At 62.5% G+C, this 12,370-nt stretch carries 9 protein-coding genes; 5 read left to right on the top strand and 4 right to left on the bottom strand.

The genetic code is table 11. The features are described 5' to 3' along the window. Positions 1-74: 74 nt before the first annotated feature. Entirely contained in the window at positions 75-896 is an 822-nt protein-coding gene (locus VVD49_RS16865; RefSeq protein ID WP_327600373.1) for a polysaccharide deacetylase family protein, read from the bottom strand. Between the two features lie 201 nt (positions 897-1,097). Here VVD49_RS16865 and VVD49_RS16860 point away from each other — a divergent pair, with 201 nt between their 5' ends. Then, positions 1,098-1,916, top strand: coding sequence for a ferredoxin--NADP reductase (locus VVD49_RS16860; protein ID WP_327600372.1), 819 nt, complete (start codon positions 1,098-1,100; stop codon positions 1,914-1,916). A 76-nt stretch (positions 1,917-1,992) separates the two neighbouring features. Here the strand turns inward: VVD49_RS16860 and VVD49_RS16855 are convergent, their stop codons facing one another. After that, the gene (locus tag VVD49_RS16855; protein WP_327600371.1) at positions 1,993-2,658 is read right to left on the bottom strand and encodes a TetR family transcriptional regulator; all 666 of its coding nucleotides are present in this window, start codon (positions 2,656-2,658) and stop codon (positions 1,993-1,995) included. A 327-nt stretch (positions 2,659-2,985) separates the two neighbouring features. On the opposite strand from VVD49_RS16855, the gene VVD49_RS16850 reads away from it, so the two are divergent. The 4 genes from VVD49_RS16850 (at position 2,986) to VVD49_RS16835 (ending at position 10,631) form a co-directional block, all read left to right on the top strand. Beyond that, a complete protein-coding gene (locus VVD49_RS16850; RefSeq protein WP_327600370.1) occupies positions 2,986-4,221 on the top strand; it encodes an efflux RND transporter periplasmic adaptor subunit in 1,236 nt (411 codons plus the stop codon). Between the two features lie 21 nt (positions 4,222-4,242). Continuing rightward, on the top strand, positions 4,243-7,413 hold the full coding sequence (locus tag VVD49_RS16845; RefSeq protein ID WP_327600369.1) for an efflux RND transporter permease subunit: 3,171 nt from the start codon (positions 4,243-4,245) through the stop codon (positions 7,411-7,413). Next, a complete protein-coding gene (locus tag VVD49_RS16840; protein ID WP_327600368.1) occupies positions 7,403-8,875 on the top strand; it encodes an efflux transporter outer membrane subunit in 1,473 nt (490 codons plus the stop codon). The genes VVD49_RS16845 and VVD49_RS16840 overlap by 11 nt, the downstream gene beginning before the upstream one ends. Before the next feature lie 142 nt (positions 8,876-9,017). After that, positions 9,018-10,631 carry a methyl-accepting chemotaxis protein gene (locus VVD49_RS16835; RefSeq protein ID WP_327600367.1) on the top strand — a complete coding sequence of 538 codons (1,614 nt, stop codon included), beginning with the start codon at positions 9,018-9,020 and terminating at the stop codon, positions 10,629-10,631. Between the two features lie 22 nt (positions 10,632-10,653). On the opposite strand, the gene VVD49_RS16830 is transcribed toward VVD49_RS16835, so the two are convergent. Together VVD49_RS16830 and VVD49_RS16825 are read right to left on the bottom strand one after the other, a co-directional pair. After that, positions 10,654-11,022, bottom strand: coding sequence for a TfoX/Sxy family protein (locus VVD49_RS16830; protein WP_327600366.1), 369 nt, complete (start codon positions 11,020-11,022; stop codon positions 10,654-10,656). A gap of 22 nt (positions 11,023-11,044) precedes the next feature. Then, the gene (locus tag VVD49_RS16825) at positions 11,045-12,307 is read right to left on the bottom strand and encodes a D-amino acid dehydrogenase (RefSeq protein ID WP_327600365.1); all 1,263 of its coding nucleotides are present in this window, start codon (positions 12,305-12,307) and stop codon (positions 11,045-11,047) included. Positions 12,308-12,370 lie beyond the last annotated feature (63 nt).

The raw sequence follows: 12,370 nt of genomic DNA, 5'->3' as shown, positions 1-12,370 counted from the left end.
CCAAATTTCACATTGATGCTGTGCGCAAAAAAACAGGCCGGAGGGCGGATGGCCGCCCTCTCGGCCAGGCGTGCCTAGGCGAGCGTGAGCGTCGCGCCGCCCGGTACTTCGACGATGCGCTGGGGCGTGCTGCTGGCGCGCGAGTCGATGCGGATCCATACCGGAGCAGCGGAAGGGTTGTGTACGCGGTCGCAGGCTGCCGTGTATTGCAGGCGTTCGACGGCAGCAAGGTAGTCGACGATCTCGATGTTGGTGGCGAACCACACGTCCTGGTTGCCGCGCGTCATCGCCGCGAGTTCTTCGATGATGTGCCAGTTGCCTTCGTTGTCGAAGTCGATGCTATGGCCCCAGACGCTGAGCAGGTCGAGGTATTGCGACTTGCTGCGCTCGAGAAAACTGGCGGCGCGACTGATCAGGTCTTCTCTGTGATGGCAGGTCGGGTGCCAGGTCATGAGTTCGTCCGGCAGAAGCAGGCCGCAGGTCGAGATGGTGGTGCGCGCGTAGGCGATGCCCAGCTCCGGCAGCAGGCGGTGGAGCGTCGGTGTGTGCTGGCCGTTGGGATAGGCGAAGCCGCGCACGGCGTAGCCGACGATGTCTTCCAGCCGACGCCTGTCGTCAACAATCTGGCGCACCATCATCTCGCGAGGGCAGCGCGTGAGGGTAGGGTGGGTCAGCGAGTGGGCAGCCACTTCATGACCGGCATACAACGCGGCCACCTCGGATTGCGCGATGCGCTGGTCGCGACCGAACTTGTCGCCATTGAGGTTGAAGGTGCCTTTCAAGCCGGCGCGATTGAGGATGTCGACAAGGCGGCGATCAGGCGTCTTGCCATCGTCATAGCTGAAGGTGAGCGCCTTGTGACGGCCACCGGGAAAGCAGTAGTAGATGTGTTCCATGCCGATGCTTCGAGAGAGGCGGGGAGTGCAGCGCCTGTGCTTGGAATAGCCACGCTGTCAGCGGGGCCTTGTCATTGTGCCATGCGCGCATAATCCGCGATGGAGCCGACGCACAGTGTGCGGCAAGTCGGCGAGCCGGGCTTGATTCTGTTTGCGAATGATGCGCAGCCGTGGCCTTGCAATCGCGTCTGGAGGAAATCCTTGAGTTCTGTCAATTCACAACCCGGCGCTGCCCCCGACGCCTTGCCCGGCGCGCTTTCAAAGCTGCGCTGGAGCGCGCAGCCTGTCCTGCATATTCGCCAGTGGGCACCGACGTTGTGGACCCTGCGTGTGGCCAGGCCCGAGGGCTTCACGTTTACGCCGGGCCACTATGCAAAGCTGGGGCTGCCCGTCGGTGACGAAGCGGCGGTGTGGCGGGCGTACTCCATCGTCTCGGCGCCTGCCGAGAACTTCCTCGAGTTCCTCATTACATGGGTGCCCGACGGCGCCATGTCCATGCAGCTGGAAAAGCTGGAGGTGGGCGACGCCTTGATGGTGCAGAGTGCTGCGATGGGCTTCTTCGTTGCCTCGCAGCTGGGAGGTGGCGTGGCACACGGCGACAGCCTGTGGATGTTGTCGACGGGCTCGGGTCTCGGCCCGTATGTCTCCATGCTGCGTGAAGGCAGTCTGGCGACGCAGTATCGCAAGCTCATCGTGGTGCATTCGGCGCGTACGCAGGCGGAGCTGGCTTATGCCGATGAGTTCCGCGAGCTGGCCGCGCGCCATACCTCGGTCGAGTATGTGCCCATCGTCACGCGCGAGGCGGGTCATAGCGCGTTGTCCGGGCGCATTCCACTCTTGATAGACAGCGGCACGCTGGCTGCGCATGTCGGCGAACAATTCGACGCGAGTACGGCGCGGGTGATGGTGTGCGGCAATCCGGATTTCACCGGCGACATGCGTCGCCTGCTCACGGCGCGCAACTTCCAGCCCTGTCGCCGGGGGCTCGTTGGCAGCATGCTGTTCGAGAATTACTGGTGATGCAGAGCAGGTCGGGCGTGGAAGGTGCAATGAGCGCAACGCATCCGGCGCAAAGCGTTGCGCTTTATATGATGCCCTACGATGCCTGGGTGGCGTCGCAATTGCCCATGCACTTCAAGCCGTCGAGGTAGGCGCGGAAGGTCTGCTCGGCGAGCTGCACGAGGTCGAAGCGCTCCGGCGCCATCAGCCAATGGAAGCAGGTGCCGTCGAAAATTGCGAAAGTGCCGAATGCTGCAGTGTGTGGATCGACCGTTGCGGGCAACTGGCCGGCGTCGATGGCCGCCTGGAAATCCGCGGCTGACTTGCTCAGGCATTGCTCGCGCGCTTCGACCAGATGCAGGCGCACAGCCTCGGTCTCGAGCACGTATTCGCACTTGAGCAGGATGATGCTCATCAAGGCGCGCGCGTCGTCTTCTGTGGCAATGCGCTGGATGATGGTCATCGTGCGGTGAAAGATGCGCGCCAGCGGATCGTTGGCGAACTTCTGGTCGATTTCTTCGAGGGTTGTATCGATGGGGAGCGACGCGCGCTCCCACAGTGCGGCGAGCAAATCGGCCTTGTTCTCGAAATGCCAATACACGGCGCCGCGGGTCAGCCCTGCGGCGGTGGCGACTTCATGTAGCGAAGTGTGGGATACGCCGCGTTCGCAGAACACGCTTTGCGCTGCGTCGAGCAGTTGGCAACGGGTGGCGAGGGCTTCTTCCTTGGTCTTGCGGGCCATGATGCTGGGTTGGTTCTCCATGTCCGGGGGGTGACAACGCGAGTCGGCGCATTGTCACGATCTCCGGAATTTCGTCAATGAGAAAAATTCTAGCGAATTCTTGACATACATACAAGGATGTATGTTTAATGTTGCATAGCACATAGATTCGCGGCGCGACCATTTCAAGCGAGGTGGGCTTGATCCTGGTCAACACACGGCGCCGCATTCTGGGGTTTCAGCCGGATTGAGTCGGGCGCTCCGGAGCCGCAGGGTTCCGGAGCGCCCGGCAAGCATCAGCAGCGCCTGGGTCGACAGGCTTTCAGCAGATTTTTGTGTGGCCGGATTGTTTTTTGGGAGTGATGAATAATGCGTAAGGACTTCAAATCAAGCGCCGCGGCAGCGTTGTCTCTGGCGATAGTGGCAGCAGCCCTGGCGGCATGCTCGAAGGGCGAACAGGCCGGTGGAGGCATGCACAACATGCCGCCACCCCAGGTCAGCGTGGTGGTGGTGAAGCCGCAGAGCGTGCCCGTCACGTTCGAATACACGGGGCAGACGCTTGGCTCCCGCGAAGTTGAGGTGCGCGCCCGCGTAGGCGGCATCATCGAAAAGCGCCTGTACGCCGAGGGCGGACCGGTGGCCGCCGGACAGGTGCTGTTCGAGCTTGATCCCAAGCCTCTCCAGGCGCAGGTAGCTGCGGCGGAAGCCGATGTCGCAACTGCAGAGGCTCGCGCTGCACAGGCAACGCGTGAGTCTGCGCGTCTCAAGCCGCTGTTGGCCGAGAAGGCGGTGAGCCAGCAGGAGTACGACAACGCAGTCTCGAATGCACAGATCGGCGAAGCCGGTCTTCTGTCGTCCAAGGCGCGTCTGCAGGAGCTGCGCCTCAATCTTGGCTACACCAAGGTCGTAGCGCCGGTGTCCGGCATGTCGGGTCGTGCGCTGAAGTCTGAAGGCAGCCTGGTGTCGACCGCCGACAGCCTGCTCACGACGCTGGTGCAACTCGACCCGCTGTATGTGAGCTTCGGCCCGTCCGAAAACGAGCAGAACGCGATCGAGCGTGATGTGGCCAATGGCTCGCTGGTGCTGCCCAAGATCAGCAATATCGATGTCGAGATCCGTGGTGCCGATGGTTCGGTGCTGGCCAAGGGCGGGCGCGTGAACTTTACGGACAGCCACGTCAGCAGCGCTACCGGTACGGTCGAGCGCCGCGCTGAATTGCCCAACCCGGGCAATCGCCTCAAGGCTGGTCAGTTCGTGCGCGTGGCCCTGCATGGCGCGGTGCGTCCGAATGCCATCGTCGTGCCGCAGGGTGCGGTGCTGGAAGGCCCGCAGAGCAAGATCGTGATGACGGTCGCCAAGGACAAGGATGGCAAGGATGTCGTGGCGCCGCGCCCGGTTGAAGTAGGCGAGTGGACCACGCTGGAAGGCGTGGGTGGCAAGCCTGCAACGAAGGTGTGGGTCATCACCAAGGGGCTGGCAGCTGGCGACCAGGTGATCCTGGACAACTTCGTCAAGCTGCGCCCGGGTGCGCCTGTTGTGCCTGTCTCGCCTGAAGCAGCAGCTGCGGCGCAATCCGCACCGGCTGCACCTGCTGAACACAAATAAGAAAGCGCGAGGCTACCCCGAATGTTTTCACGCTTCTTCATAGACCGTCCGATTTTCGCGATGGTCATATCCATCTTCATTGCGCTCGCCGGGCTGGCGGCGATCCGTGTATTGCCGATCGCGCAATACCCGGAAATCGCGCCGCCCACCGTGCAGATCACCGCCATCTACCCGGGTGCTTCCGCGGAAGTGCTGGAGCAGACTGTCGCCGCGCCTATCGAAAGCCAGGTCAACGGCGTCGAGCACATGATGTATCTGAACTCGACCTCGGCGTCGAACGGCATGGTGACCATCACCGTGACCTTCGATATCGGTACCGACATCGATCAGGCTGCGCTCAACGTCAACAACCGCGTCAAGCAGGTCGAAAGCCGCTTGCCGCAGGAAGTACGTCGTCAGGGCGTGACCGTGCAGAAGGGCTCGTCGAGCTTCCTGCAGGTGATCGCGTTCTACTCGCCTGACAGCCGCTTCGACAATCTGTACATCAGTAACTATGTGACGCTGAACGTGCTCGATCGCATCAAGCGCGTGCCGGGCACGACCAATGTGCAGATCTTCGGCGCCAAGGACTATGCAATGCGCATCTGGCTGAAGCCGGATCGCATGGCGCAGCTCGGCGTGACCGTGGGCGAGATTGCCGCAGCCGTCAATGCGCAGAATGCGCAGTTCGCACCGGGCAAGATCGGCCAGATGCCGGCTGCCGAAGGGCAGGAGCTGGTCTATACGGTGACGACGCAAGGGCGCCTGCCGGATGCCAAGGCCTTCGAGGAAATCATCGTTCGGTCGACCGGTGTCGGCAACAAGCTGCGTCTGAAAGACGTGGCACGTGTCGAACTCGGCGCCAAGGACAATGACTTCGTCGGCCGCATCAATGGCAAGCCTGCAACCCTGCTGGGTATCTTCCTGCAGCCGGGCGCGAACGCGCTGGGCGTGGCGGAAGAGGTCAATGCAACGATGGCCGAGCTCGCCGAGAAGTTTCCGGAAGGGCTGACCAACAAGGTTGCATACGACACCACGCGCTTCGTGAAGGTATCGATCCACGAAGTGGTGAAGACCCTGACGGAAGCCATGATCCTGGTGTTCATCGTCGTGTTCCTGTTCCTGCAGAACTGGCGTGCGACCTTGATTCCGGTCATCGCTGTTCCCGTGTCCCTGCTGGGTACCTTCGCCGGCATGGTCATGCTCGGTTACTCGATCAATACGCTGACCCTGTTCGGCATGGTGCTGGCCATCGGTATCGTGGTTGACGATGCAATCGTGGTGCTCGAGAACGTCGAACGTCTGATGCATGAAGAGCACCTCGGTGCGCGGCATGCTGCCATCAAGGCCATGCAGGAAGTGACCGGCCCGGTGATCGCCATCGTGCTGGTGCTGGTGTCGGTGTTCGTGCCGATCGCCTTCCTCGGTGGTCTGACGGGTGAGTTGTTCCGCCAGTTCGCGGTGACGATTGCAATCGCCGTGAGTATCTCGGGTCTGGTGGCGCTGACGCTGACGCCAGCACTGTGCGTGCTCATCCTCAAGAGCGAGCACAAGGCGACGAACTTCTTCTTCCGTGGTTTCAACAGGTTCTTTGATCGCCTGACACATCGCTACACCGGCGTGGTCGGCTGGCTGTCGCGCCGTGCCTTGCTGGGCGTGCTGTTGTTCCTCGGCATGATCGCCATTACCGGTCAGCTGTGGCGCGGTACGCCGGGCGCGCTGGTGCCAGATGAGGATCAGGGCTGGTTCATCTCGGCCGTGTTCTTGCCGGATGGTGCTTCGCTGCAACGCACTGACAAGATCGTGCAGCAGGTCACCGAGATCATCAAATCGAACCCTGCGAATGAAGACGTCATTGCCTTCACCGGTTTCGACTTCCTCGGCGGCAGCTACAAGAACTCGGCGGCAACGCTGTTCGTGACGCAGAAGCCGTGGGACGAGCGCAAGATGGTTTCGCAGGCGCTGGTGGGCGAGGTCTACGGCAAGACGGCAGGCATTCGCGATGCGCTTGTGCTGGCGTTCAATCCGCCGGCGATCTTCGGTCTCGGTCAGGCCGGTGGCTTCGAGTTCTACATCCAGAACCGCGGCGACAGTGGTCCGAAACGTACGGCTGAAGTCGTGCAGGCTTTCATGGCGGCTGCATCGCAAAACAAGGAGCTGGCTTACGTGCAGACCCTGTGGCGTGCGTCCTCACCGCAGCTCTTCGTGGATGTGGATCGCGAACGTGCGGCAGCCCTGGGGGTCTCGCTCGACGAGGCGTTCAACACGCTGTCGGCAACCATGGGTACGTACTACGTGAATGACTTCAACAAGTACGGCCGTACCTGGCAGGTGTTGATGTCGGCGGATACGAAGTACCGCATGAAGCCGGAAGACATTGGCAACATTTACGTCAAGTCGAACTCGGGGAAGATGCTGCCGATGTCGTCCTTCACGACAGTCAAGTACAGCTCCGGCCCGGATACGCTGGATCGCTTCAACAATCTGCCTGCCGTGAAGATGCTGGGCTCCGGCGCGCCGGGCATCAGCTCGGGCCAGGCGATTGCCGCGGTCGAGAAGCTGGCCGCAGAAGTGTTGCCGCCTGACTTCTCGCTCGACTGGAGCGGTGCCTCGTACCAGGAGAAGCGTGCCTCGGGCGCGTCTGGCCTGGCACTGGGCATGGCGGTGGTGATGGTGTTCCTGATCCTCGCTGCACAGTATGAGAAGTGGTCGCTGCCGTTCTCCGTGCTGCTGGCGGTGCCCTTCGGCATCTTCGGTGCTCTGGCGGGCGTGGCGTTGCACAACCTGTTCTTCGGCTGGTTGTCAGGAGGCATGGCGCCGCCGCTGGCCAATGATGTGTACTTCCAGATCGGTCTTGTGACGCTGATCGGTCTGGCGGCGAAGAACGCGATCCTGATCGTGGAGTTCGCGGTGCTGAAGAAGCACGAAGGCATGTCGACGCTGGATGCGGCGATGGAGGCAGCGCGTCTGCGCTTCCGTCCGATTGTCATGACCTCGCTGGCCTTCATTCTGGGGGTTGTGCCACTGGCATTCTCGTCTGGCGCAGGTGCAGGTGCGCGCCAGTCGGTCGGTACGGGTGTGATGTTCGGCATGATGGCGGCGACCTTCCTGGCCATCTTCTTCGTGCCGCTGTTCTTCAGGCTGCTGAATGGCAACAAGCAAGAGAAGCTTGCTGCGCCAGCTGATCTGGATGTGGAGAAACATGATGCGTGATGAATTGAAAATCATCGATTCAAAGACCCTTCGCAGCACGGCCTTGAGCCTGATCGCTGCGGCCGTGCTGACGGCTTGCGTCAGCACGCCGGTGGCCGAAAAGCCGGTGCTCGATCTGCCGCAGGCTACGAGCGGCCCGGTCGCCGAAGATCTCGGCCGCTGGTGGTTGCGTTACAACGATCCGGCGCTGACCGCCTTGATCGAGCGGGCGCTGACCTACAACACCGATCTCAAGGTGACCGAAGCGCGCGTGGCCGAATCGGCGGCGCTGCTGTCGGTAGCGCGCAGTGACCTGTATCCGTCGCTGGACGCAGGGTTCAACGCCAGTCGTAGCAAGGCCACCGAGGCGGGGGTCATTCCACGACCGGCCGGCACCTACACGTCCAACAACTATCAGGCGGGTATCACGATTGCCTATGAGCTGGATCTGTGGGGACGCGTGCGCAATGCCAACAAGGCGGCGATGGCGAACCTGATCGCCAGCCGTGAGGCGATGGCGGGTTTCCGCTCTTCGCTGGCAGCGCAGGTGGCGCGTGGTTACTTCACTCTGCTGGCAACAGACCGCAAGCTGGAGCTGACGCGTCAGACGCTGGCAACGCGTGAAGACGCTTTCCAGCTGGCGCAGAAGCGCCTGGCGGGCGGCACGGCCAATAACCTCGTGGTCCAGCAGGCTCAGAGCGAGCGCGACGCCATCGCGGCGTCACTGCCACGCCTGATCGCCGCGCAGGCGCAGAGCGAACGTGCGCTGGCCCTGCTGGCTGGCGACTCGCCGCGCGCCATCGTCGAGAACCGCATTACACGCAGCAAGGCGGAGGTTCTTCCGCCCGCGCCGAACGTGCCGGAAGGTTTGCCGTCCGACATGCTGGCGCGTCGTCCCGACATCCGTGAAGCAGAAGCCAATCTGGCGGCGACGCAAGCGCGGGTCGGTCAGGCGCGTGCGATGTATTTCCCGCAGATCATCCTGACCGGTAGCGGTGGGCAGGAGAGTGCGTCCTTGTCCGATCTGTTCTCCGGGCCGGCACTCGTCTGGCGCCTTGCCGCATCCATCACCCAGCCGATCTTCGGTCTGGCGCAGATCGACGCGGGTGTGAAGGCCGCCGAGGCGCGTGAGGAAGCTGCCAAGGCGCTCTACGTGAAGTCCGTGCAGACGGCGTTCACAGAGGTCTATGACGCGATCGGCAATATGCGTGCGGCAAGCGACACGCTGGTGGCGCAGGAGCGCCGCAGTGGAGCATTACGTACCTCGCTGCGTGTCGCCCAGCTGCGCTATGACGCTGGCGTTTCCGGCTATCTGGAGCTGCTCGACGCAGAACGCAACCTTTATTCGGTGGACGCTGACCGGATCGATGCGCAGGCCTTCCGGCTGAACGCGAGTGTCGATTTGTTCCGTGCCCTCGGTGGCGGTTGGGAAACGGCTCAGATCACCGAGCAGGCCAGCGCCGGAACGAAGGGTGGCAAGTAAGGGCGGTCGGACTGCCTGACGGAACGACCTGCCTGGCAGTTCAAGTCTTACCGGCCCCTGCCGTAAAGGCTGATGTAGCGCCCGGTTGTGCTATCGCGCAACCGGGCGTTTTGTTTTTTTCCGCCATGTAGCTGGAGCAGGGATGTCGATCAAACAGAAAATCTGGGGCCTCGTAGCAATTGCATTGCTGACCTGCGTGATTCTCGTGGGCTTGGGGGTGACCGGCCTGACGCGCTTGCATACCGGCATGACGGCGATCACCGTCGATGCCTTACCCGATCTGCAACTATCTTCCGAAGTCCGCACGCTCTACCTGAACATGCACGCGATTGCCTACGGCCGCGCGCTCAGCACGGACGAGGCCGAAGGCAAGAAAATCGACGCCGAGCTGCAGCAGTTCAGCGAAAAAATCATCGGCCATATCCAGACCCTGCGTACGCACACGACAGCGCCTGACGAAGTGAAGCTGCTCGACGAGGCCACTGCGGCCATCACGGTCTACCTGAGCGACATGCAGCGCGTCGGCAATCTCGCCAACATGGGCGAGAGCAAGATGGCGCTGGAGATCATGAACGGCAAGCTCAAGACCTCCCACGAGCAGGCTTCAGCCGCGTTCGAGAAGCTTGGTCAGATCAACACGGAGAAGGTGGCGCGCGTCTCCAAGGATGCGGATGGCGTATTCGCAGCCAGCCTGAGCTTTTCCATCGTCGCAGCCGTCATTGCGCTTGGCGTCTTCGCGGTGATCGGTTACTTCCTCGCGCGCTCCATCGTGGCGCCCATGGCGGCCATGCAGAAGGCCATCACGACGACGGCAGAGAGTCTCGATTTCACGCATCCAGTTCCAGTGGGAACGCACGATGAAATCGGCCTCACCGTCCTGGCTTACAACGGACTCATCAAGCGCCTGCGTGACAGCTTTGGTCAGGTGCAGGGCGCGGCGCAACAACTGGCGGGGGCCGTTGGTGCGGTCGATAGCAGCTCGCGCGAGATCGCCGAAAATTCACGCACGCAAAGCGATGCTACGGCCAGCATGGCGGCCGCCATCGAACAGCTGACGGTGAGCATTTCGGTCATCGTCGAGCGTGCGCTCGATGCCAGCACGCATACCCAGAATTCACAGAAGAGCGCGGATCGCGGCACCGAGGTCATCATGAACACGGTGGGTGGCATCCAGAGCATCGCCGAGTCGGTGCAGGTTGCTTCCGAACGCATCGTTGCCTTGCGCAGCGACAGCGAGAGCATCTCTTCGGTCGCCAACATGATCAAGGAGATCGCCGATCAGACCAACTTGCTGGCCCTCAATGCGGCCATCGAAGCGGCGCGTGCAGGTGAGCAGGGGCGTGGTTTTGCCGTGGTGGCCGATGAGGTGCGCAAGCTGGCCGAGCGTACGACCCTGGCCACCAGCGACATTTCAACGCTGATCCTGAAGATCCAGGACGCAGCACGCAATGCGGTCGACAGCATGTCGTCCTCTGTCGACGCCGTTGAGCGTGGTGTCGAGAATGCGCGCGAAGCAGGGTCTGCCATCCGCGAGATCCAGAGTGGCGCAGGCATGCTGGTTGAATTGGTGGATGAGATGACGGATGCCATGCGCGAGCAGTCCTCGGCAAGCACCATCATTGCGCGGCAGATCGAACAGATCGCACAAATGACTGAACGCAATTCCAGCGCCGCACAGGGCGTCGCCAGCTCCGTCGAGAATATTTCCGGTATGGGTCGCGGTATCTCGCAAACGCTGGCAGCGTATCGCGTCTAGACGCGCCGGGCGCTGTCGCCAGTCAGCGCTTGTTGGTCCGCACTGCCTTGGAGGACGTCTTGCGCACGCTTGCTCGCAGGGCCGCGGCAAAAGCACTGCGCGCCCAGGGCAGCATGAGCTGCGCTGAATCCATCGCTTCATCCGGCGCGCGGAAGTAGCTCAGGCTCACGCGCCGGTTTCCCTTTGCGACGTAACTGAATGCTTCGAGCCCCTCGGCTTCGAACAGCGCCCGATTCTGCTCATCCACCTTCAGATAAAGCACATCGTCAGCGAGCAGCGCAAACATGATGTCTTCGGCATAGATGCCCGCGCCACCGAACATGCGCTTGATCTGTATCGCTCCCAGCGGGGCAAACAGCTCGCGCAGATGATCGGCAAACTCGTCGTGCATGTCCGTGGGGCCAGCTACGCGCTCAGGCCCGCCCGCGCCAGAACGGGAATTTCACTTCAGGCGGCCGCCGGTCGATGATGTCGGCCAGTGCTTTGCCCGAGCCGCAGGCCAGTGTCCAGCCCAGCGTGCCATGGCCCGTGTTGTAGTACAGGTTGGGCAAGCGCGCACGGCCGATGATGGGCACATTGCTCGGCGTGGCAGGGCGCAGGCCGGCCCAGTATTCAGGCTTGCCGAGTTCAACCGCGCCGGGGAACAGCTCTTCCACCCAGTCGAGCAGCGCCTGACAGCGCGTGGGATCGAGTTCCAGGTTGAAACCATTGAGATCGGCCATGCCGGCAATGCGCAGCTGGTCGCCCATGCGCGCGCAGACCATGCGGCGCGACTCGTCGGTGATGCTGACGGTTGGCGCACGCGCGGCGTTGCGTATGGCGACAGTCGCGGAATAACCCTTCACCGGGTAGATGGGCAGGCGTTCACCGACTCGCCGTGCCAGTGACTTGCTGAAGCTGCCGGCGCAGATGACATAGGCATCGCCGGATATGGCGCCGCGACGGCCGTGGTCGTCGACGAGGTGCAGTGAGGTGACGCGACCGTCTTCGAACATCAGGCGCTCTATGTCCGCGCCATAGTGGAAGTTGACGCCGGCGCGCTGCGCTGCCTCGGCGAGTTGCAGGGTGAACAGGTGAGCGTCGCCGCTTTCGTCATCGCGCCCGAGCATGGCGCCTGTGAGGCGAGGCAGGGCGTTGCTCAGGGACGGGTCGTAATCCACGCATTGCTCAGGCGTCAGGATGTCGGCATTTACGCCCAGCTCGCGCAGGATGCGCGCCTGGCGTTGCCCTCGCTGCAACTCGTCCTTGCTGAAGTAGAGGTGCAGCACACCGCGCTGCAGTTGCTTGTACTCGACATGCGTTTCGTCGCGCAGCTTGCGTAGCAGTTGCCCGCTATAGGCCGCCAGTCGGCCGATGGCCAGCGTGTTGCGATAAGTGCGACCGGGCACGCATTCGCGCAGGAACTCCATGCCCCAGCGCCAGCGCGCCGGCTCTGCAGGCAGGCGGAACAGCAGGGGCGCGTCGCGTCGCCCGAGCCAGCGCAGGATGTTCATGGGCGTCTGTGGATTGGCCCAAGGCTCGGGATGGCTGATCGAAACCTGGCCGCCATTGGCGAAGCTGGTTTCCATGGCGGCGGCTTCGCGCCGCTCGACGACTGTTACTTGATGGCCGGCCTGTCGCAGGTACCAGGCCGTGCTCACTCCGGTCAGGCCGGCGCCAATGATCACAATATGCATGCTGGGATGGCAGGAAAGCTCGTCGGAATCAAATCGGGAATCGGGAGTCGCGAATCGGGGTAC

The organism is Uliginosibacterium silvisoli, assembly GCF_036017035.1.
Classification (GTDB): domain Bacteria; phylum Pseudomonadota; class Gammaproteobacteria; order Burkholderiales; family Rhodocyclaceae; genus Viridibacterium; species Viridibacterium silvisoli.
This window is presented reverse-complemented; position numbering and strand designations above follow the sequence as displayed.

What these genes read in the sequence shown, in the direction of transcription:
- VVD49_RS16865 (WP_327600373.1), bottom strand. Translation starts at nt 896, where the DNA reads ATGGAACACATCTACTACTGCTTTCCCGGTGGCCGTCACAAGGCGCTC.
- VVD49_RS16855 (WP_327600371.1), bottom strand. Translation starts at nt 2,658, where the DNA reads ATGGAGAACCAACCCAGCATCATGGCCCGCAAGACCAAGGAAGAAGCC.
- VVD49_RS16850 (WP_327600370.1), top strand. Translation starts at nt 2,986, where the DNA reads ATGCGTAAGGACTTCAAATCAAGCGCCGCGGCAGCGTTGTCTCTGGCG.
- VVD49_RS16845 (WP_327600369.1), top strand. Translation starts at nt 4,243, where the DNA reads ATGTTTTCACGCTTCTTCATAGACCGTCCGATTTTCGCGATGGTCATA.
- VVD49_RS16840 (WP_327600368.1), top strand. Translation starts at nt 7,403, where the DNA reads ATGATGCGTGATGAATTGAAAATCATCGATTCAAAGACCCTTCGCAGC.
- VVD49_RS16835 (WP_327600367.1), top strand. Translation starts at nt 9,018, where the DNA reads ATGTCGATCAAACAGAAAATCTGGGGCCTCGTAGCAATTGCATTGCTG.
- VVD49_RS16830 (WP_327600366.1), bottom strand. Translation starts at nt 11,022, where the DNA reads ATGCACGACGAGTTTGCCGATCATCTGCGCGAGCTGTTTGCCCCGCTG.
- VVD49_RS16825 (WP_327600365.1), bottom strand. Translation starts at nt 12,307, where the DNA reads ATGCATATTGTGATCATTGGCGCCGGCCTGACCGGAGTGAGCACGGCC.